Consider the following 21,362-nt stretch of genomic DNA (forward strand, 5'->3'; position numbering starts at 1 on the left):
CTCACCACCCGCCCCACCCGTCACACGTCGTCGGCCAGTTCCAGCCAGCGCATCTCCAGTTCCTCGCGCTCCGCGGCGAGTTCGCGCAGTTCGGCGTCGAGCTTGGCCACCGCCTCGAAGTCGGTGGCCTGTTCGGCGATGCGCTCGTGCAGCTTCGCCTCCAGCTCGCTCACCTTGTCGAGCCGGCGCTCGATCTTCTGGAGCTCCTTCTTGGCGGCCCGGGCGTCGCCCGCGCTCTTCTGCCTGGCGGGGGCGGCAGCGGCGGGGGCCGCGGGCGCCGCCGCGTCGAGGACGGCCTGCCGCCGCTCCAGGTACTCGTCGAGGCCGCGCGGCAGCATCCGCAGGAAGCGGTCGCCGAGCAGCGCGAACACCCGGTCGGTGGTGCGCTCGACGAAGTACCGGTCGTGACTGATGACGACCATCGAGCCGGGCCAGCCGTCGAGCAGGTCCTCCAGCTGGGTCAGGGTCTCGATGTCGAGATCGTTGGTGGGCTCGTCGAGGAAGAGGACGTTGGGCTCGTCCATCAGCAGCCGCAGCAGCTGGAGGCGGCGGCGCTCACCACCGGAGAGGTCGCCGACGGGCGTCCACTGCTTCTCCTTGGTGAAGCCGAACTTCTCGCACAGCTGCCCCGCGGTCATCTCCCGGCCCTTGCCGAGGTCGACGCGGTCGCGCACCTGCTGGACGGCCTCCAGCACCCGCAGGGCGGGGTTGAGTTCGGCGACCTCCTGGGAGAGGTAGGCGAGCTTGACCGTCTTGCCGACCACGACCTTGCCGGCCGCGGGCTGCTTCTCGCCCTCCGTCCGGGCGGCCTCGGCGAGGGTGCGCAGCAGCGAGGTCTTGCCGGCACCGTTGACGCCGACGAGGCCGATCCGGTCGCCGGGGCCGAGCTGCCAGGTCAGGTGCTCGATGAGGACCTTGGGGCCGGCCTGGACGGTCACGTTCTCCAGGTCGAAGACGGTCTTGCCCAGCCGGGAGCTCGCGAACTTCATCAGTTCGGCGTTGTCGCGCGGCGGCGGCACGTCGGCGATCAGCTCGTTGGCGGCCTCGATGCGGAAGCGCGGCTTGCTGGTGCGGGCCGGGGCGCCGCGGCGCAGCCAGGCGAGCTCCTTGCGCATCAGGTTCTGCCGCTTGGCCTCCTCGGTGGCGGCGATCCGCTCGCGCTCGGCGCGGGCGAAGACGTAGTCGCTGTAGCCGCCCTCGTACTCGTGGACGGTGCCGCGCTGGACGTCCCACATGCGGGTGCACACCTGGTCGAGGAACCAGCGGTCGTGCGTGACGCAGACGAGCGCCGAGCGGCGCGCCCGCAGGTGGCTCGCCAGCCAGGAGATGCCCTCGACGTCCAAGTGGTTGGTGGGCTCGTCGAGGACGACGAGGTCCTGGTCGGCGATCAGCAGCTTGGCCAGCGCGATCCGGCGCCGCTCGCCGCCGGAGAGCGGGCCGATGACGGTGTCCAGCCCCTGCGGGAAGCCGGGGAGGTCGAGACCGCCGAAGAGGCCGGTGAGGACGTCGCGGATCTTGGCGTTGCCCGCCCACTCGTGGTCGGCGAGGTCACCGATGACCTCGTGCCGGACGGTGGCCTCGGGGTCGAGGGAGTCGTGCTGGGTGAGGACGCCGAGACGCACGTGGCCCGCGTGGGTGACGCGGCCCTTGTCGGCGTCCTCCAGCTTGGCGAGGATGCGGATCAGGGTGGTCTTGCCGTCGCCGTTGCGGCCGACCACGCCGATCCGGTCGCCCTCGTTGACGCCGAGGGAGACGCCGTCGAGCAGCGCACGGGTGCCGTACACCTTGTCGACGGCTTCCAGATTGACCAGGTTGGCTGCCATTCCGCTCCTCGCTCCGCGGTCTCCCCTTCAGGAGCCCTGTGGTCCTCCCTTCAGGATCCCACGCCCGCGGGGAACCCCGGCCGGGGAGTCTCCCCCGTCACGCCTTCGCGGCTTCCACGGGCCGGGCGCGCAGCGCGGCCCAGGTGGGGAGGAGCGTCGAGACGAGCGTGACGGCCCCGGCGGCGGCCACCACCGCGAGGTAGATCGAGGCGGGCCCGGACGGCCGCCAGGTGTCGGAGACGGACAGGCTGAACGGGACGAGCGTGGTGGCCGCCGCGAGGGTGCCGAGGATCAGCCCGACGGCGGCGACGTACAGGCTCTCGACCGCCATCATCCGCAGCACCTGGCCCTTGGTGGCACCGGTGAGCCGCTGGAGGGCGAACTCCCGGCGGCGGGCGCCGACCGCGACGACCGTCGAGTTGACGACGGCGAGGGTGGTGTAGGCCACGAGCATGCCCACGATGAGGTAGTTCGCCCACATCTGGGTGCGGGTGTTCTCCGCACGCCGGGCCGTCACCTCGTCCCGGTCGCTGACCTTCAGCCCGGGGTGCCGGGCCGCCAGCCGGCCGAGCTCGTCCGTAAGCCGCTCGACGGGGACACCGGGCGCGGCCTTGACCAGGATCTGCGTCGGCAGCCCGGTGGTGGTGTGCCGGGCGAGCAGCGTGGTGCTGGTGAGGGCCGTCTCGAAGCCCTCGCGGGCCGGGAAGAGCGCCACGATCCGGACGTCCACCGAGGCGCCGTCGCCCATCCGCAGCCCGATGGTGTCGCCGACCCCGCGGTGCATACGGCGGGCGGCGGCCTCGGGGAGCGCGACGGCGTTCCCCGTGAGGTCGGCCAGCCGGCCGGCGGTCGGCCGGGTCGCGAGGACCTGCCCGGCGCCCTCGGCGTCCACGCCCTGGACGGTCGTGCCGCGCTTGTTCTCCCCGCCGTCGTGCGGGCGTTCGGTGAACACGGTGCCGGTGACGGACGCGCTCGCGGCGGCGACGCCGGGCAGCCCGCGCACGGTGGCCACCAGCGCGGGGTCGATGCCGCCGGCCGCCGAGGTGAGCACCGCGTCGGCCCGCAGGTTCCCGTTGAACTCCCGGTCGGTGGCGGCGGCCACGCTGGTCTGGAGGTAGAGCATGCCGGTGGTGATCGCCGTCGCCAGCATCACCGGGGTGGCGACGGCGGCCGTACGGAGCGCGCTCGCCCGGCAGTTGAGGGCGGCCAGCCGGCCGGACGCGCCGGTCAGCAGGCGCACGGGCCAGTGCAGCAGGACACTCACGAGCTTCACGAACCACGGCCCCAGCAGCGCCAGGCCGACGACGCAGCACATCACCGTCGGCCCGGCCGTGCTCGCCGCCACCGGGCCGCGCAGGACGAGCGCGGTGACCAGCGCGAGGGCGGTGGCGCCGGCCAGGAACAGCAGCCCGAGCCCCAGCCGCACGGGGTGGAACCACCGCTGCGGCGCGGCGGCCTCGCCCAGCGCCTCGACCGGCTTGGCGCGCACGGCCCGCAGGGTGCCGACGAGCGTGCCGACGACGGACGTCAGCAGGAGGGAGCCGTACGCGGGCAGGGCCGGGATCCAGCCCTGGCTGAACTCGACGGTCTCCGCCACCATGCCCGTGTCGGTCATCCGCCCGAACAGCCACCGGCCCAGCGCGGGACCCGCCGGCCACGCGGCCGCCCCGGCGAACACGGCGATCAGCAGGGTCTCGCCGAGCAGCAGCCGGCGGATCTGGCCCGTCGTGGCGCCGACGGCCCGCAGCAGGGCCAGTTCGCGGAACCGCTGCCGGGCCGACAGCCCGACCGTGCCGGCCACGACGAACATCGCGACGGTGATGCCCAGTCCGCCGAAGACGCCGGAGATCGCGACCAGGTCCTCACCGCCCGCGAGCACCTCGGGGTGCTCGACCGCGCCCCGGTCGTCACCGGTCAGCAGGGTGACCGGCTGCCCGTCGAGCGCCGTCTTGACGCCCTTGCGGACGGCGCCGGCGTCCGCGCCGGGCTCGGTGACGACCGCGATGTCGGCGACGGTGCCCGGGTGGGCGGACAGCCGCTCGGCGTCCGGCGCCGAGAAGAACAGCGTCCGTCGCGGCACGTCCCGCCCGGCGGCGGGCCGGGCCACACCGCTCACCCGGTACTCGGCCACGCCGCCGTGCGCCAGGACGCGGACGCGGTCGCCCGCCCCGGCCCGGGCGCGCCGGGCGAGGGCCACGTCGAGGACGACCTCGCCGCGGCGGGGCGCGGCGCCCTCCGCGAGGGCGTACGGGGTGAGGGCCGCGGACTCCCACCCGTGCGCCTCCGCCGTCCCGCCCCCGTCCGGCAGCGCGACGTCGAACGTCCGCTCCCCGACGGCCGTCCGGACCCCCGGCACGGCCTCCACCTTGCCGGTCAGCCCGGCCGGCAGTTCCACGCGCTCCGCGAGCACCCGCTGCTTCTTCTCTCCTGGCTGGTGGTGGATCCGGTCACCCGTGACCAGGATCCGCGCCCCGGCCAGGCGCTGCGGCGGGACGTTGTTGCGGATGCCCGTCTCCATCAGGCCGCCGCAGGCCATCACGATCGTGGCGCCGATGAGGAGGGCCAGGAAGGTGGCGAGGAAGGCGGGGGTTCTGAGGCGGAGGGAGCGGAGGGCGAGCTTGCCGATCATTCCCGCAACGGTAGGTTTCGCGACGGGCGCGGCCCATGGGAGCAGCGGGTGGGTTGGGGGTGGGGTTTTCCCCAGTCCCTCCCCCAGAGGGGGCACCCCCACTTCACCGTTTCCTGGGGCTACGCCCCAGACCCCCTTTTCGCGGCTCCGCCGCTCGTCCTCAAACGCCGGACGGGCTGGATAGCTCGCCCGGGCGCACGATTCAGCCCGTCCGGCGCTTGAGGACAACCGCGCGGAGCGCGGTTTCGGGGGTGCGGGGGCTCGCCCCCGCAAGAAACGGTGAAAGGGCGGGGCCGGGGCTCACCCCACCACGGTGGCCCCGACCACCGGCCCCGACGCCACCCGCACCGCCCGGCACGTCCCCGACGCCCGCAACGCCGAGGCGACCGTCTCCGCCTCCTCCGCGTTCTTCGTGAGGAAAGCGGTCGTCGGACCCGACCCGGACACCATCGCCGCGAGCGCCCCGGCCGCCGACCCGGCCGAAAGCGTCTCCGCGAGCGACGGCCGCAGCGAAACCGCCGCAGCCTGAAGGTCGTTGGAGACGGCAGCGGCCAGCGCCCCCGCGTCCCCGACCCGCAGAGCGTCAAGCAGCGCGGCGGAAGCGGAGGGCTGCTCGGGCCCGGGATCCGTCCCCGCCTCGGCCCGCAGCCGGTCGCACTCCGCGTACACGGCCGGCGTGGACAGCCCGCCGTCCGCGACACCGAAGACCCAGTGGAACGTCCCACCCGCCTCCAGCGGCGTCAGCCGCTCGCCCCTCCCGACGCCGAGCGCCGCCCCGCCGAGCAGGCTGAACGGCACGTCGCTGCCCAACTCCGCGCAGATGGCCAGGAATTCATCTCGTGAGGCACCCGTCCCCCACAGCGCGTCGCAGGCGAGCAGCGCACCGGCGCCGTCCGCGCTGCCGCCGGCCATGCCGCCGGCGACGGGGATGTCCTTGTCGATGTGGAGGTGGACGCGCGCGTCGCGCCCGTACCTCTCGGCGAGGGCGAGGGCCGCGCGGGCGGCGAGGTTGGAGGTGTCGAGGGGCACCTGGCCGGCGTCGGGGCCGGAGCAGGTGATCCGCAGCTCGTCGGCCGGGGTGGCGGTGACACGGTCGTACAGGGAGACGGCGAGGAAGACGTTGGCGAGGTTGTGAAAGCCGTCCGGGCGCGGACCCGCGACGGCCAGTTGGACGTTGACCTTGGCGGGGACGCGGACGGTGACGGACTGCGCGGTCACGGGGGACGGCTCCTCGGGTCGGAAACGGCGGTAGGGCGGATCGTACGGCGGAGGCGGCCGGGGAGCGGGCCTGCCCGTACCGTCGACGCGCCCCCGCCCGCGACCGGCCGCGGAAAAGCGGCCTCAGCCCGCCTTGTGCTCGGCGATGGCCACGAACTCGTCCACCGTCAGCGATTCGCCGCGCGCCTGCGGCGAGACCCCCGCGGCGACCAGCGCCGCCTCCGCCGCCGCCGCGGACCCCGCCCAGCCGGCGAGGGCCGCGCGCAGCGTCTTGCGCCGCTGGGCGAAGGCCGCGTCGACGACCGCGAAGACCTCTTCCCTGCTGGCCGTGGTGGCGATGGGCTCGGCGCGGCGGACGAGGGAGACGAGGCCGGAGTCGACGTTCGGGGCGGGCCAGAAGACGTTGCGGCCGATGGCGCCGGCCCGCTTGACCTCCGCGTACCAGGCGGCCTTGACCGAGGGGACGCCGTACACCTTGGAGCCGGGCGGGGCGGCGAGCCGGTCGGCGACCTCGGCCTGGACCATGACGAGGGTGCGCTCGATGCTGGGGAACCGCTCCAGCATGTGCAGCAGCACAGGCACGGCGACGTTGTACGGGAGGTTGGCGACCAGCGCGGTGGGCGGCGGGCCGGGCAGTTCGGTGACGCGCATGGCGTCGCTGTGCACGAGTGCGAAGCGGTCGGCGCGGTCGGGGAGCCGGGCGGCGATGGTCGACGGCAGGGCCGCGGCCAGCACGTCGTCGATCTCGACGGCGGTGACCCGGTCGGCGGCCTCCAGCAGGGCGAGCGTCAGCGACCCCAGGCCGGGGCCGACCTCGACGACCACGTCGTCGGGGCGCACCGCGGCGGTGCGGACGATGCGCCGGACCGTGTTGGCGTCGATCACGAAGTTCTGACCGCGCTGCTTGGTGGGGCGCACCCCGAGGGCGGCGGCCAGTTCGCGGATGTCGGCGGGGCCGAGCAGGGCGCCGGACTCGTCTGTGCTGGGGCTGGAGCTCACCCGTGAAGTTTACGGCCGCACACGGGCCACGGGCTCGCCCCCCGGCGCACGTACAGCTTCTTGGCGCGCAGCGTCTGTTCCTCGGCGCTGGCCTCCTGCGGTCGTCCGCTGCCGCCGAGGGACTGCCAGGTGCCGACGTCGAACTGGTACAGCCCGCCATAGGTGCCCGACGGGTCCACCGCGTCGGGCCGCCCGCCGGCCTCGCACTGGGCGAGTCCGTGCCAGTTCAGGCCGTCGGCGCCCTGCACGCTGGTGGGCATCTTCTTGGTGCCCACCTTGATGATCTGGGTGCGGGGCCTGCGGACGATCTCGGAGGACACCCGGCGGGGTTTCTGCCGGACGCCGTTGACGGTCCGGAGCGCGTAGGTGATGCGTTCGACGCCCTTCTCGCCGCGCTGGGCGACGACCTCGGTGCCCTTGGCGAGGTGGGGGTCGTCGTGGCGCTCGGTGGTGAAGTCGATGGGCACCTCGCGGACCTCCCGGCCGCCGGTGATGCGCATGATCGAGACGGTCTGGCCGTCGCGCGGGAAGCTGTCGGGGTCGACGGAGGCGGTGTCCTCGCCGTCGAGGGTGATCCCGGCCTGGGCGATGGCCTCGCGGACGGTCGCGGCGTTGGTGCGGATGGTGCGGGTGCGGCCGTCGGCCATGAAGGTGAGGGTCCGCTCGGTGCGGACGTCCAGGTTCAGGCCGTGCCGGCCGATGGGCGCGGAGCGGGAGGCGGACAGGTAGGCACCCTCGGCCCGGACGCCGAGCTGGCGCAGGGCGCCGTCCACGGTCCGGGCGGTGGTCCACACCTGGCGGCGCTCCCCGTCGAGGGTGAGGGTGACCGGGCGGCCGTAGCGGACGATGACCTGGTCGCCGGAGGCGAGGTCGTGGTGGCGGCCGGGGGCGACGATGTCGTGCTCGCCGACCGCCATGCCCTCGTCGGCCAGCAGCTCCTCGACGTCGTCGGCGAAGGTGTGCAGGGTGCGCGGCCGGCCGTCGACGCTGAGCTGGACGGCCTTGTCGCCGGCGACGAACGCGGAGGTGCCGCCGGCCAGGAAGGCGACCACCAGGGCCTGCGGGAGCAGCCGGCGCAGCGGGTCCCCGCCCTGCCGGGGCGCCGCCCGCGCGGCCCGCTTGCGGCGCCCGGCCCTGCGGGCGCCCGCCCGGCCGGGTGGGGGCGCCTCGCCGTGGAGGCCGTCGGGGGGCTCGCCGTCGGGCTCGTCGTCGAGGGCGCTGAACGGGCCGCTCCGGAAGGTGTCCTCCGGCTCTTCCTCCTCGGAGGGGACGGCGACGGCGGGTGCGCACCCCTCGTACGGGTGACCGTCGTACGAGGGGTGGACGACGCCGGTGAGCACGGTGGCGGAGGGCGGCGGCGCGGCCGTCCCGGGCGGCGCGGAGGTCTGCCGGGGCACGTACGCCTCGTAGCCGGCGTACGTCCCGGAGCCGCCCTGGCCCTGGCCCTGGCCTGGCCGGCTCCCCAGCCCGTGCCCGCCCAGGCCCCCGTGGGGCCCGTACGGGTCGGACTGGCCGTAATCGCCGTCGGGCGCGTACGGCCCGTACGGCGGCGGCTCGGCCGCACCGCGGCGCGCGGCGTGGGGGCTGCCCTGCGGATGGCTCACGACACTCCACTGGGTCCGGACTGACGGGACCGGGACTGTAGCGGAGCCGGGGTGACTCTCCCAAGCCCGCCCGTCACCCTGTGTCGTCGGGATCCGGGGGTCAGTACCGGAACGCGCGTGCGGTATTCGCCGCGACCGCCGTGGCCAGGGCGTCCTCGTCCACGCCCTTCACCGCGGCCATCGCCCGGAGAGTGACCGGAATGAGGTACGGCGCGTTGGGCCGTCCGCGATACGGGACGGGGGTGAGGAACGGCGCGTCGGTCTCGACGAGGATCCGGTCGAGCGGGGCGACGGCCAGGGCGTCGCGCAGCGGTTGCGCGTTCTTGAAGGTGACGTTCCCGGCGAAGGAGAGGTAGTACCCGGCCTCGGCGCAGACCTTGGCCATCGCCGCGTCGCCGGAGAAACAGTGGAAGACGACCGTCTCGGGCGCTCCCTCCTCGGCGAGCACCCGCAGGACGTCGTCGTGCGCGTCCCGGTCGTGGATGACGAGGGCCTTGCCGTGCCGCTTGGCGATGGCGATGTGCCGGCGGAACGAGCGCTCCTGCGCGGCGACGCCCTCCGGGCCGGTGCGGAAGAAGTCGAGGCCGGTCTCCCCCACGCCGCGGACCTGGTCCAGGGCGGCCAGGGCGTCGATCTCGTCCAGGGCCGCGTCGAGGGCGGCGTCACCGCCGGGCTCGCGGGCGCCCTGCCGGGACCAGCCGTCGGGGTCCCCCAGGACGATCCGGGGCGCTTCGTTGGGGTGCAGGGCCACGGTGGCCCAGACGGCGTCGTGGGCGGCGGCCGTCTCGGCCGCCCAGCGCGAACCGGCCAGGTCGCACCCCACCTGGATCACCGTCGTGACCCCGACGGCGGCGGCCTTGGCCAGCGCTTCGGCGACCGTGCCGTCCTGCATGTCCAGATGGGTGTGCGAGTCGGCCACGGGCACGTTCAGCGGCGCCGGCGGGGGCGGAGGGACGTCCTTTTCGTCGTTCTTCTTCCGCCCGCCGTCCGCCGTGCCGCTGTTCGATGCATTCGCCGCCATGGTCGGGATTCTAGGGACCGCTCCCGGGCCGTGCCCGGGGCGGGTTCCCCGTCCCGCCGACCCGCCTACTTGCGGTGGAAGGGGTGCAGCAGGTCGGAGAGGTGCCAGTGCCGCGGTTCCCGGGGGGCGCGCGGCTGCTCGTTGCCGACCGGGATGCCGCCGCTCATGAACGGCCCGGAGGGGGAGGCCGGCGACACCGTCGTCCGGGAGGCCATGTGCAGGGCGTCCGCGATCTGGGAGACCTGCCCCGAGCGCATGATGCGGACCAGGTGCTCCCCGCAGTTGGGGCAGGTGGGGCGGGTGAGCGGGGACGGGACGCGGTCGCCGTCCGTGTGGTACGTGACGAAGGGCCGGCCCTCGTGGTCCACGTGGTGCTCTATTTCGTACGACTGTTCCCAGCTGTGCGCGCACCTCATGCAGGCGAAGGCGTAGGACTCGTGCACCGTGTCGCGAACCGTCCGGACGGCCGGCGCACCGGTTTCCGTCGCGGTGCGGATGGCGGTGCCGGACTCCACGCCTCGTGAGGTCCCTGCGGTCTCGCTCATGGCAGCTCCTCTTGTCCTCCGGACATTTCCCGGTCCGTTCGGACGTTCATCGGGATCGGACGTCCCACAACCAGGGAACGCCCATTCCCGCGCCGACGCAGCAGCCCATTCCTCGAATTGGGGCAAACTTAACCGCTACATGCCCGAAGAGCCCGGGAGCGAGGTCTGACCTTTGCTTTTCGCTCCAGCCCTTTACTTTACGGCGAGGCGCGGCGGCCGGCATTTCGTGAGGGGCGCGGCCAGGGGCTCCGGTCCAGGCCATTTCGGCGCCGGTACCTGCGGCTCCGGGCGCCCGCAGGGGGTCGGCGGACCGTTTCCGCAGTTCCGAAGGGGTGCCCCCCGGTAAACCGGCCGGGGGCCGGCTTCCGGTTTCCCGGAGGGGGCGCTTCCGGGCGTTCCGGCAGTTCCGGAGCGGTCCCCGTCCGGCTTCGGGAAGAACACCTCCGGTTACCGGCGAGAATCATTCCGTTACCGCTTCCGGTCCGGCGCTAACGGGCTTCCGGCCCGCCCTCTCCGGTTCCCCCGGATCTCCCGGCTCCCCCGGATTTCGCCGCGGTTTTCGCCGCCACGACCGCGTCGAACACCTCGCGCTTGGGCAGCCCGGCCTCGGCCGCGACCGCGGCGATGGCCTCCTTGCGGCGCTCGCCCGCCTCCTCCCGGACCCGGACGCGGCGGACCAGTTCGGCCGCGTCGGCCTCCTCCGGGCCCTTCTCGGGGGCGCCCTCCACGACGACGGTGATCTCGCCGCGGACGCCCTCCGCGGCCCAGGCGGCCAGCTCGGCCAGCGGGCCGCGCCGGACCTCCTCGTAGGTCTTGGTCAGCTCGCGGCAGACCGCGGCCCGCCGCTCGCCGCCGAACACCTCGGCCATCGCGGCGAGGGTGTCGTCCAGCCGGTGCGGCGCCTCGAAGTAGACGAGGGTGCGGCGCTCGTCCGCCACCTCGCGCAGCCGCCCGAGCCGCTCCCCGGCCTTGCGCGGCAGGAAGCCCTCGAAGCAGAACCGGTCCACCGGCAGCCCGGAGACGGCCAGCGCGGTCAGCACCGCGGACGGCCCCGGGACGGCCGTCACCTTCACCCCGTGCTCCACGGCGGCGGCCACCAGCCGGTAGCCGGGGTCGGAGACCGACGGCATCCCGGCGTCCGTGACCAGCAGCACCCGCGCCCCGCCGGTCAGCGCCTCGACGAGCTCCGGCGTGCGGGACGACTCGTTGCCCTCGAAGTAGGAGACGACCCGGCCGGTGGTGTGCACCCCCAGCGCCTGGGTGAGCCGGCGCAGCCGCCGGGTGTCCTCCGCGGCGATCACCTCGGCGGCGGCGAGCTCGGCGGCCAGCCGGGGCGGCGCGTCGGCGACGTCGCCGATGGGGGTTCCTGCGAGTACGAGCGTTCCAGTCACGCCCCCATCCTCGCAGGCGCGCCCGGGGCCTCCCGGGGCGCCGGGCCGGGACCGCGCGCTCCCCGGCGCCCACGGCGGCCGGTTCCCTACGATGGCGCGGTGACCAGTGACACCGCGACCCAGGGCCGGCCGAGCCGCGCGGCGGCCGGACAGCCGCCTCCGTGGCAGACCCGGCTGCGCCGCTTCGGATACGCGGCGCCCGAGCGCCCGACGGGCGTGCGGGAGCGGCTCGTGCCGCCGTACCGGGAGCCGGGCACCGGCGTGTGGGAGGCGCTCGGCGTGCGGCCGGGACCCGCGCGGCTGCTGGCGCGCTCCCTCGGCTGGCTGGGTCCGCTGCTCGTCACCCTGGTCGCCGGGCTGGCGCGGTTCCACAACCTGGGCAGCCCGCGGGCGGTGATATTCGACGAGACGTACTACGCCAAGGACGCCTGGGCGCTCTGGAAGTTCGGCTACGAGGCCAAGTGGCCGGAGGACAAGGACCTCAACCAGCGGATCGTCGACGGGTACGACCACATCGCCGATGTGCCGTCGTACGTGGTCCACCCGCCGGCCGGCAAGTGGGTCATCGGTCTGGGCGAGCAGTTCTTCGGACTGACGCCCTTCGGCTGGCGCTTCATGGTCGCGCTGCTCGGCACGCTCTCCGTGCTGATGCTGTGCCGCATCGGCCGGCGGCTCTTCCGCTCCACGCTGCTGGGCTGCGTCGCGGGCGCGCTGATGGCCGTGGACGGCATGCAGTTCGTGATGAGCCGCACCTCGCTGCTCGACCTGGTGCTGATGTTCTTCGTGCTGGCGGCGTTCGGCTGCGTCCTGGTCGACCGGGACCGGACGCGGGCCCGGCTGGCCGCCGCGCTGCCCGGCGACCCGGCGACCGGCGACGTCCGCCCCGACGCGGAGACCGCGCGGACCCTGCGGCTCGGATGGCGGCCGTGGCGGATCGCCGCCGGGGTGTTCCTCGGGCTGGCGGCGGCGACGAAGTGGAACGGCGCGGTCTATCTGGCGGCGTTCGTGGTGCTCGTCGTGCTGTGGGACGTCGGCTCGCGCCGCCTCGCCGGGGCCCGCCGCCCGTGGCGCACGGTGCTGCGGCGGGACGCGCCCTGGGCGTTCGTGGCGCTGGTGCCGGTGGCGATCGCGACCTATCTGGCCACCTGGACGGGCTGGTTCGCCAACAGCGGCAGCTACAGCCGGACGCAGGGCTGGCAGCACAGCGGCTACTACCGGCACTGGGCGGAGACCGAGGGCGGCTACGGGACGGACGGCTTCCTCGCCGGCGTCCTCAACCCGCTGCGCAGCCTCTGGCACTACGAGCAGGAGGTGTGGAGGTTCAACACCACCCTCAACTCGCCGCACACCTACCAGTCCAACCCGTGGAGCTGGCTGGTCCAGGGCCGTCCCGTCTCCTACTTCTACGACTCGCCCGCCGCGGGCATCGACGGCTGCCCGTCCGACGCCGGGGGGAAGTGCGCGCGCGAGGTGCTGGCGCTGGGCACGCCCCTGCTGTGGTGGACCGCCTGCTTCGCCCTCGCCTACCTGCTCTTCCGCTGGTTCTTCCGGCGGGACTGGCGGGCCGGCGCGATCCTGTGCGGGACGGCCGCGGGCCTGCTGCCGTGGTTCCAGTGGCAGGACCGGACCATCTTCGACTTCTACACCGTGGTCTTCGTGCCGTTCCTGTGCCTGGCGGTGGCCATGATGATCGGGGCGATCAGCGGGCCACGGGGGGCGTCGGAACGCCGGAGGGTGACGGGGGTGGTCGGCGCGGGGGCGCTGTTCCTGCTCATCGTCTGGAACTTCGTCTACTTCTTCCCGATCTACACCGGGCAGCCGATCCCGATGGACGCCTGGCGGAACCGGATGTGGCTGGACACCTGGATCTGACGCTCGGGCTTCCGCCTCTCCGGTCTGCCGATCTCCCGTGCTGTACAAGCGTCTTGAGCACTCGCCCGTGGTCCGTCTCACGCCGTCACCGCGGGTGCGTTGTCAGTGGCCTCCCGTAATGTGCTGAGCCGTGACGGGACCGCGGACGTCCGGGCCGCGGCCGGGGAGGGAGGCGGACGATGGGCACGGGAGCGAAGGCCGTGGTGGCGGTCGTCGCCGCGGCGGCGCTGGGGGGCGCCGGGTACGCGGCGTACGCCTTGGTGGACGACGTGGACCGGAGTACGCACAGGGAGGCGGCGCCCGTCCGGACGGGTCCGCCGACGGCGCCCGAAGTGGAGCGGGCGGCACGGGACTTCCTGGCCGCCTGGTCCCGCGGTGACGTGGAGGAGGCCGCGGGCCTCACCGACAACGCGCCGGCCGCCTCGGCCGCGCTGACCGGCTACCGCGACGACGCGCACATCCGGAAGGCGACGTTTCGGCAGGGCGCGGCCACGGGGACGGAGGTGCCGTTCACCGTCACCGCCGAGATCGCCTACAAGGGCCGCGCCACCACCTGGACGTACCCCTCCAAGCTGGGCGTGGTGCGCGGCCGGACGAGCGGGCGGGCCGTCGTCGACTGGCGGCCGGCCGTCCTGCACCCCCGGCTGACCGCCGGCGAGACGCTGACCACCGGGCCCGCCCAGGGGTCCACGGTGACGGTCACCGACCGCGCGGGCAAGCCGCTGGACGCCCGGACGTACCCCTCGCTGGCGGGCGTCCTGCCGGAGCTGCGCAAGCGGTTCGGGGAGAAGGCGGTCGACGGCCGGCCGCGGGTGGAGGTACGGGCCGAGGGGCCGGGGAGCGGTGCCGGGCCGGCCGGTCAGGGGGCGGAGAAGGTCCTGCACGTGGTCGCCGACGGCGGCCGGGCCGAGATCCGGACGACCCTGGACGCGGGGGCGCAGCGGGCCGCCGAGGCGGCCGTGGCCGCCCGGGACGAGGCGTCGGTGGTGGCCGTCCGGCCGAGCACCGGAGAGATCCTGGCCGTCGCGGACACCGGGGCACGGCGGGCCGGCTTCAACGCGGCGCTGCTGGGCCGGACCGCCCCCGGCTCGACGATGAAGATGGTCACCGCCGCGCTGCTGCTGGAGCGCGGCAAGGCGCGGCCGGGCCTGCCGCTCCCCTGCCCTCAATACGTGACATACGGCAAGCGGTTCCACAACGTGGAGCGGAGCGAGAACCCCGGGGCCACCTTCGCCCAAGACTTCGCCGCCTCCTGCAACACCGCCTTCGTCTCGCTCGCCGGCCACATCGCCGACGGCGACCTCGCCGCCGAGGCGCGGGACGTGTTCGGCATCGGCGGGGAGGACTGGCAGACCGGGGTCACCACGTTCGACGGCCGGATACCGCCCGACACCGGCGCGGGGAAGGCGGCGGCGATGATAGGCCAGGGCACGGTCCAGATGAACCCGCTCACCATGGCCTCGGTCGCGGCCACCGTCCGCGACGGCACCTTCCGCCAGCCGCACCTGGTGGACCCCGGGCGCTTCGGCCTGCAACCGGCCCGCTCGGCACGCCCGTTGCCCACGGCGGTGGCCCGCGAGCTGCGCGGAATGATGCGGCTGACCGCCGTCTCCGGGACCGGGCGGACGGCGATGTCCGGCCTCGGCGGTGACATAGGCGCCAAGACGGGATCCGCCGAGATCGACCAACAGCCGCGGCCCAACGGCTGGTTCGCCGCCTACCACGACGACATGGCCGCGGCGGCGGTCGTCCCCCGGGGCGGCCACGGCGGCGACTCGGCGGGGCCGGTGGTGGCGGCGGTGCTGCGGGCGGGGTGACCGACCGGCCCGTCCGGCGGCCGCGGGGCCCGGCCGGCCCCGCGCACAGTGACGGAGGTGACAGCAGAAGGCGGCCGGACCGCACTAGCGTCGCGGGTATGCGCACTCACGACTCCCCGTACGGCCCCGCCTCGTGACCCCGCTGGTCATCGCCGCCGTCCTGGCCGCGGCGGTCACCCATGCCGGGTGGAACGCCATCGCCCACGGGATCCGCGACCAGTTGACGGCCTTCACCCTGGTCGGGGCGGGCAACTGCCTCGGCGGGCTGGCGATGCTGCCGTTCGTCCCGGCACCGGACGCGGACTCCTGGCCGTATCTGGCCGTGTCCGGCGTGCTGCACGTGCTCTACATGGCCCTGCTGATGCGCTCGTTCTCCCTCGGCGACTTCGGCCAGGCGTACCCGATCGCCCGGGGCACCGCTCCCCTGGCGGTCACCGTCCTGGCGGCCGTCCTCGCCGGCGAACTGCCGGACGGCTGGCAGCTGGCCGGGGTGGCCGTGGCCTCCACCGGCCTGGTCGGCGTCGCCCTGTGGGGCATCAGGGGCTCGGGCGCTCCCCCGCAGTGGCCGGCGATCGGCGCGGCGGCGGCCACGGGCCTGGCCATCGCCGGATACACGGTCGTCGACGGCATGGGCGTGCGCGTCTCCGGCTCCTCACTGGGCTTCACCGCCTGGCTGATGGTGCTGGAGGGGCTGCCGGTCCCGCTGTACGCCCTGGCGGTCCGGAAGCGGGACGCTTTCGCCGCGGCGCGGCCGTACGCGGTGCGTGGCCTGCTCGGGGGGTTGATGTCGATGCTGGCGTACGGGCTGGTCCTGTGGGCCCAGACGCGGGGGCGGCTGGCGCCGATCGCGGCGTTGCGGGAGTCGTCGATCATCGCCGGTGCGGCGATCGGCACTTTGCTCTTCAAGGAGCGGTTCGGTGCGGCGCGGGTTGCCGCGGCGGCTTTGGTGGTGGCGGGGATAGGGCTGATGCTGCACGCCGGCTGAGGGCGGTGGTTGTGGGGCCCCGGTCCCGCCCTTTCACCGTTTCTTGCGGGGGCCGGCCCCCACACCCCCGAAACCGCGCTCTGCGCGGTTGAGGACGAGCGGCGGAGCCGCGAAAAGGGGGGTCTGGGGGCTTGCCCCCAGGAAACGGTGAAAGGGCGGGACCGGGGCAAACCCACCCCTCACCGCCCCCGAAGCGCCCTCCGCAAGCCGAGATTCGCGACAAGGATCCCCCCGTCGACCGGCAGCGTGACACCGGTAATCCACGACGCGTCGCGCGAGGCGAGGAAGGCGACGGCGGCGGCGACATCCTCGGGCCGCCCGACGCGCCCCAGCGGATAATGCGCGGCGGCCCGCCGCAAAGCATCCTCCCGCCCATCCCAGTTGGGCGTGTGCACGGTCCCGGGCGCGATGAGGTTGACGCGGACGCCGCGCGGGGCGGCCTCGCCGGCGAGGGTGCGGGTGAGGCTCGCGAGGCCCGCCTTGGCCGCGCTGTAGGCGTGGTTGCCGAAGTCCTGCTCGCCGTTGACGGAGCCGATGTTGACGATCGCGCCGCGCCCGCCGGCGGCGGCCAGGTGCGGCAGGGCCGCGCGGGCGCAGCGGAAGGCGCCGCCGAGTGTGACGTCGAGGTCGCGGTGCCAGAGCTCGTCGGAGTGGTCCTCGAAGTGCTCGGGGTCGCGGCCGCAGGAAAGGGCGTTGTTGACGAGGACGTCGAGGCCGCCGAAGCGGTCGGCCGCGTGGGCGACGGCCGCTTCCACGGCTTCCCGGTCCGTGACGTCGCAGACGTGCGCCTCGGCGATGAGGCCGGCCTCGCGGATGGCGTGGGCGGTGCGTTCGGCGCGGTCGCCGTCCACGTCCGTGACGAGGACGCGGGCGCCCTCGCCGGCGAGCCGCAGGGCGGTGGCGGCGCCGATGCCGCGCCCGGCGCCCGTGATCAGGACGGACCAGCCGTCGAACCGTCGCGTCATGGGAGCCCCTCTCGCACCACCGGTCACACCGTCCGGGGGCTGTTCCCTACCCCGCCAACGCGCGGGCAACCGCCCGGACCAGGGCCTGCGCACGCGGGTCGGCCGTCACGTTCTTCTGCATGCCGTTGGTGACGTAGCCGAAGGAGATGCCGGACTCGGGGTCGGCGAAGGCCAGGGAGCCGCCGCGGCCGGGGTGCCCGAAGGAGCCCGCGGCCAGCAGCGGCGAGGCGGGTCCGTGCAGCATGTAGCCCAGTCCGAAACGGGTGTTGGCTATGAGGACGCGGTCGGGCCCGGCGGACTCCTCGCTGCGGGCCAGGGTGAGCGTGGCGGGCGCGAACAGTCTGCGTCCGCCGTCCTCCACGTCGCCGATGAGCGCCGCGTAGAACCGCGACAGCGCCTCCGCCGTGGCGACGCCCGCCGAGGCGGGGAGCACGGCGGCCCGGTAGGCCGGGTCGTTCTCGTCGGGCATCGGGTCGATGGCCGCGAAGGCGCGCCGGGTGAGTGACGCGGGGTCGCGGTAGGCGTCGGAGACCGCCTGCTTGGGGCGGACACGCAGGCCGGGCGTGCCGGTCCCGGCGGGCGGCTCGACGTCGCCGATGCGCCCGGCGCGGTGCTGTTCGGCCTCCGGCAGCCCGAGCCACAGGTCGAGCCCGAGGGGCGCGGCGATCTCGTCGGCGATCCACGCGCCGATGTCACGCCCGGTGACGCGCCGGACGAGTTCGCCGACCGTCCAGCTGTAGGTCTGGGCGTGGTAGCCGTGGTCGGTGCCCGGCTCCCAGGCCGGCGCCTGCGCGGCGACGGCGCGCGGGCCGCTGACGCCGTCGCGGGCCTGCTCGGGGGTGAGCGGGGTGTCGAGGACCGGCACGCCCGCGCGGTGCGCGAGGAGGTGCCGGACGAGGACGCGCTCCTTGCCGGCGGCCTTGAACTCGGGCCAGTAGGTGCCGACGGGCGCGTCGAGGTCCACCTGCCCGCGCTGGTGCAGCAGCAGCGGCACGGCCGCCGCGACGCCCTTGGTGGCGGAGCGCACGATCTGCGCGGTGTCCGGCGTCCACGGCGCGTCGCCGTCGACGTCCCGGGTGCCGCCCCACAGGTCGACGACCTTCCGGCCGCCCTGGTGGACGACCACGGCGGCGCCGCGCTCGCCGCGGCGCGCGAAGTTGTCGGCGAAGGCGTCCCGGACCGGTTCGAAACCGTCCGCCACCGTGCCCTGGACGTCCGTCACTCTCTTCCGCTCCCACCGGTCCGTTCGCCGTACGTGTCGTTCCATGGTGCATCGCGTTCGGCATCCCCCGGCGACCGGGTCGCCCGCCGCCGTCACGCGGACGGCCGGGCGCCCCCGCTCCCCGGCGGCTCCGCTGCGGCTTCCTGACGCCTTGCCCGGTCCGCCGCGACCATCCCCGGACGTGACGCGGATCACGGCCCGGGCCGCGCCGCGACCGCCCGTGGGTCGGAGCCGAAGGGGAGTTCCGGCCGGTGCGAACGCAGCGGCTCCCCGTCGCCAAGCAGGGCCGCGCGCTCGCCCTGACGTAGCGCCAAGTCCACGCCGTGGAGCGCCTGATGACCGCCCGGACAGGCGAAGGCCGGCCCCGCGGCCTCCGGCGAGAACGGAACCGTCACAGCGGCACCCCCCGACGTCAGGCGGACCGCCGGCGCGGCCGGCGGCAGGGCGGCGGCGCTCGCCCACTGCGCGCGGCTCTTGCCGGCCGCGCCCGGCACGCCCCCGGTGTCGGGCAGGGTGCCGGTGCGACCACGGCTGACCATGGCGAGGTGGGCGCGTTCGCCGCGTTCGCAGGCGCGGATGAGCAGCGCCCCGGCGGACGCGGCCGGTACCCGCCAGTGGCGCACGCCCCGCGCGGTGTGGCCCCGGGACTCGCGGGCGACACGCATGCGCCGCACCTCGTCGGCGACCACGTCCCCGTACCGGATCGTGAACGCGGCGATCCGCACCGGCAGGGCGGGCACCCGCAGCCGGCGCGGGCCGAGCGGCAGGTCCCGCAGGCCGGTGGCCGAGGCGAGCAGCACGGACGCGGCGACGCCCCGGGCGCCCTTGGGCGGCAGCGTTCCGGCGTCCCGGAGGCCGGACTCGCTCAGCGGCAGCCCCGGCACGTCCGCCCACGGCCCCCGCGCCACGAACGGCGGCTCGGTCGCCGGCCGGCGCGGGACGGTCCCGGCGGGCAGCCGGGCGACGGCCTTGCCGGCGGCGAGCAGCGCCGCGTGGCACGCGAACGCCCCGGCGGCGGGGCCGGGGTGGCGGCCACGACGAGCATGAAGCCGCACGCCGACACGGTCTCGCACCGCGCGGGCAGCGTGTGCGCGGGCGAGCCGCCCGGCCGGTACAGCGATCCGTGGACGGCCGCCGCGTGCGCGGCCCCCACGTCAGACGGCCTCGGTCCGCCGCGCCTCCGCCACCGGCGGCGCGGCCGGCCGGGCCCGGCGGCGGCGCAGCACCACGAGGACGCCTGTGCCGGCCGCCAGGGTGACCCCGACGCCTACGACCCCGGCGAGCGCGCCGGACGCGCGGGTGTCCGAGACGTCCTTCACCCGGTCATCCGCCAGTGGCGAGCCCTCGGTGGCGGTCTCCCGGGCCTTGCGGTCGATGCCTTTGTCCCGGGCGGCCTTCTCCAGCCCGTCGGGGGTGCTCGCCGCGTAGTAGCTGACGAATCCGGCGAGGAGGACGGTGACGGCCATGACGACGACGGCGAAGCGGCGACGCGGGCGGGGGGCGCGGGTCGCGAGGCGGGCGCCGCGCAGGGCCAGGGCCACGGCGGTGGCGGCGATGGCTCCCGCGGCGAGGGAGACGGGTGGGTCGAGGTATCCGTCGGGTACGTGCATGCAGTGCCCACTTTTCGGTCCGTGCCGATCGTGCAGGGGTGAACCGCTCGCATGATGGGCGCGTTGCGGAGCTCTCGCAAGAGCGTGCGGCGCGCGCTTGCGCGCCCCCTGCGGGGGGCCGTGCCCCGGTCCCGCCCCTTCGCCGATTCCTGGGGCTGCGCCCCAGACCCCCTTTTCGCGGCCTCGCCGCTCGTCCTCAAACGCCGGACGGGCTGAAGTGTGCCTGAGGTGGCACTTTCAGCCCGTCCGGCGTTTGAGGACGAGCGCGCGGAGCGCGGTTTCAGGGGGCTGGGGGCTCGCCCCCAGGAATCGGCGAAGGGGCGGGACCGGGGCACCTCCCCCTACAGCGCCGCCCTGCTCCCCGTGCTCACCGCCTGCGTAGCCGTAGCCCCCAACCGCGCGTCCTCCGCCACCTGCGCCGCAGTCAGCACGTACCCCGTCTCCGCGTTCGCCGTGGACCGGGCGAACACCACCCCGTACACCTTCCCCGCAGGGGTCAGCAGCGGGCCGCCCGAGTTGCCGGGCCGAACCGTCGAGCGCACGGAATACACCTGCCGCGTCGCGAGCCCGTCCCCGTAGATGTCCTGCCCCTTGGCCCGCAGCTCGTTGGCGACGGTCGCCGCCCGCAGATCGAGGCCGCCGTTCTCCGGGAAGCCCGCGACGACCGCGGCGTCGCCCCGCTTGGCGGTCTTGTCGAAGGGCAGCACCGGCGCGTCCAGCCCGGGCACATCGAGGACGGCGACATCCGTCTCGGGGTCGAAGAGGACGACCTTGGCGCGGTGCGGGCGGCCGACGCCGCCGACGCGCACGGTCGGGTCGGTGACGCCGGCGACGACGTGCGCGTTGGTCATCACGTGCCGCGCGGCGTAGACGAAGCCGCTGCCCTCCTGCCCCCGCCGGCCGCCGTCGACGTCGGCGACGCCCTCGACCTTGACGACGGACGTCCGGGCGGCCCGGTTGGCGGCGACGGTGACGGCGTCGCCGGAGGGCTTGGCGACGCTGGTGGCGGGCTCGTTCTCGAACGGGTTGAAGACCTGGGGGAAGCCGGCGCCGGTGAGGGCGTCGGTGGTCCGGCTGAACCACGTCGGGGCCTGTTCCGGCATCGCGTCCTGGACCGCGCCGAGCACCCGCGAGTCGCGTATCTGCCCGGTGAGCAGGGTGGAGTTCGCCGAGACGAGGACGCTGGCGGCGACCCAGGCCACCAGCAGGACGGCCAGCCCGTTGACGACCGCGCCGCCGGCGCCGTCCACCCCGCGCACGGGTGCCCAGGTCAGCCGCCGGCGCAGGCTCCAGGCGAGCCGCCCGGCCAGGGCATGCCCGAGCACGGCCGGGACGAGGACGACGAGGACCGCCACCACGGCGGCCGACGACGAGCCGGGTTCGAAGTGGCCGACGACGGAGGGCAGCACCCAGACGCCCAAGACGGCACCGCCCAGGAAGCCGGCGAGCAGGACGACGCTCGCGACGAGGCCGCGCCGGAAGCCGGAGACGGCGTAGCCGAGGACGACCAGGAGCAGAAGCACATCGAGCAGGTTCACCAGTGGAGCCCTTTCCCTTCACCCGCGCCCCCGACCGCGGCCACGGTCACATGCCCCCGTGGACTAGGGAAAACGCGCGTTCCCGCACGAACGGTTCCCCGAGGTGGGCTTCGCCACGTCGGG

General features: G+C 74.9%; 15 protein-coding genes and 1 pseudogene. 3 read left to right on the forward strand and 13 right to left on the reverse strand.

Annotated elements, in window-relative coordinates:
- Positions 1-20: 20 nt before the first annotated feature.
- The 8 genes from ACH4PU_RS17540 to rsmI form a co-directional block, all read right to left on the reverse strand.
- Positions 21-1,823, reverse strand: coding sequence for an ABC-F family ATP-binding cassette domain-containing protein (locus ACH4PU_RS17540; protein WP_398272422.1), 1,803 nt, complete (start codon positions 1,821-1,823; stop codon positions 21-23).
- 97 nt (positions 1,824-1,920) lie between these two features.
- Complete coding sequence (locus tag ACH4PU_RS17545) at positions 1,921-4,452, reverse strand: FtsX-like permease family protein (protein WP_398272424.1); 2,532 nt, start codon at positions 4,450-4,452, stop codon at positions 1,921-1,923.
- Between the two features lie 300 nt (positions 4,453-4,752).
- Positions 4,753-5,670, reverse strand: coding sequence for a 4-(cytidine 5'-diphospho)-2-C-methyl-D-erythritol kinase (locus ACH4PU_RS17550; protein ID WP_398272426.1), 918 nt, complete (start codon positions 5,668-5,670; stop codon positions 4,753-4,755).
- A gap of 123 nt (positions 5,671-5,793) precedes the next feature.
- Positions 5,794-6,669 (reverse strand): 16S rRNA (adenine(1518)-N(6)/adenine(1519)-N(6))-dimethyltransferase RsmA, encoded by an 876-nt coding sequence (rsmA, locus tag ACH4PU_RS17555; RefSeq protein ID WP_398272428.1) that lies wholly within the window; start codon positions 6,667-6,669, stop codon positions 5,794-5,796.
- A complete protein-coding gene (locus tag ACH4PU_RS17560; RefSeq protein ID WP_398272431.1) occupies positions 6,666-8,273 on the reverse strand; it encodes a ubiquitin-like domain-containing protein in 1,608 nt (535 codons plus the stop codon). Before ACH4PU_RS17560 ends, rsmA begins: the two co-directional genes overlap by 4 nt.
- A 100-nt stretch (positions 8,274-8,373) precedes the next feature.
- Positions 8,374-9,294, reverse strand: a complete 921-nt coding sequence (locus ACH4PU_RS17565) for a TatD family hydrolase (protein ID WP_398272433.1) — start codon at positions 9,292-9,294, stop codon at positions 8,374-8,376.
- Positions 9,295-9,359: 65 nt separating this feature from the next.
- Positions 9,360-9,839, reverse strand: a complete 480-nt coding sequence (locus tag ACH4PU_RS17570) for a hypothetical protein (RefSeq protein WP_398272435.1) — start codon at positions 9,837-9,839, stop codon at positions 9,360-9,362.
- 488 nt (positions 9,840-10,327) lie between these two features.
- A complete protein-coding gene (gene rsmI / locus ACH4PU_RS17575; protein ID WP_398272437.1) occupies positions 10,328-11,230 on the reverse strand; it encodes a 16S rRNA (cytidine(1402)-2'-O)-methyltransferase in 903 nt (300 codons plus the stop codon).
- A gap of 99 nt (positions 11,231-11,329) precedes the next feature.
- Here rsmI and ACH4PU_RS17580 point away from each other — a divergent pair, with 99 nt between their 5' ends.
- From ACH4PU_RS17580 to ACH4PU_RS17590, 3 genes are all read left to right on the forward strand, one after another.
- Entirely contained in the window at positions 11,330-13,102 is a 1,773-nt protein-coding gene (locus tag ACH4PU_RS17580; protein ID WP_398272439.1) for a dolichyl-phosphate-mannose--protein mannosyltransferase, read from the forward strand.
- 179 nt (positions 13,103-13,281) lie between these two features.
- Positions 13,282-14,919, forward strand: a complete 1,638-nt coding sequence (locus tag ACH4PU_RS17585; protein WP_398272441.1) for a penicillin-binding transpeptidase domain-containing protein — start codon at positions 13,282-13,284, stop codon at positions 14,917-14,919.
- Positions 14,920-15,052: 133 nt separating this feature from the next.
- On the forward strand, positions 15,053-15,904 hold the full coding sequence (locus tag ACH4PU_RS17590; RefSeq protein WP_398272444.1) for an EamA family transporter: 852 nt from the start codon (positions 15,053-15,055) through the stop codon (positions 15,902-15,904).
- 179 nt (positions 15,905-16,083) lie between these two features.
- On the opposite strand, the gene ACH4PU_RS17595 is transcribed toward ACH4PU_RS17590, so the two are convergent.
- The 5 genes and pseudogenes from ACH4PU_RS17595 to ACH4PU_RS17615 all read right to left on the reverse strand — a co-directional run bounded on the left by ACH4PU_RS17595 (position 16,084) and on the right by ACH4PU_RS17615 (position 21,239).
- Entirely contained in the window at positions 16,084-16,869 is a 786-nt protein-coding gene (locus ACH4PU_RS17595; RefSeq protein WP_398272446.1) for an SDR family NAD(P)-dependent oxidoreductase, read from the reverse strand.
- A 46-nt stretch (positions 16,870-16,915) separates the two neighbouring features.
- Positions 16,916-18,091, reverse strand: a complete 1,176-nt coding sequence (locus ACH4PU_RS17600) for a serine hydrolase domain-containing protein (protein WP_398272449.1) — start codon at positions 18,089-18,091, stop codon at positions 16,916-16,918.
- 413 nt (positions 18,092-18,504) lie between these two features.
- Positions 18,505-19,244: pseudogene (locus tag ACH4PU_RS17605) on the reverse strand (CbiQ family ECF transporter T component); the annotation flags it as partial.
- Between the two features lies 1 nt (position 19,245).
- A complete protein-coding gene (locus tag ACH4PU_RS17610; protein ID WP_398272451.1) occupies positions 19,246-19,701 on the reverse strand; it encodes a PDGLE domain-containing protein in 456 nt (151 codons plus the stop codon).
- A 341-nt stretch (positions 19,702-20,042) separates the two neighbouring features.
- Positions 20,043-21,239, reverse strand: coding sequence for a MarP family serine protease (locus ACH4PU_RS17615; RefSeq protein ID WP_398272453.1), 1,197 nt, complete (start codon positions 21,237-21,239; stop codon positions 20,043-20,045).
- Positions 21,240-21,362: the final 123 nt, after the last annotated feature.

It is taken from the genome of Streptomyces sp. NPDC021100, from assembly GCF_044333095.1.
Lineage (GTDB): Bacteria > Actinomycetota > Actinomycetes > Streptomycetales > Streptomycetaceae > Streptomyces.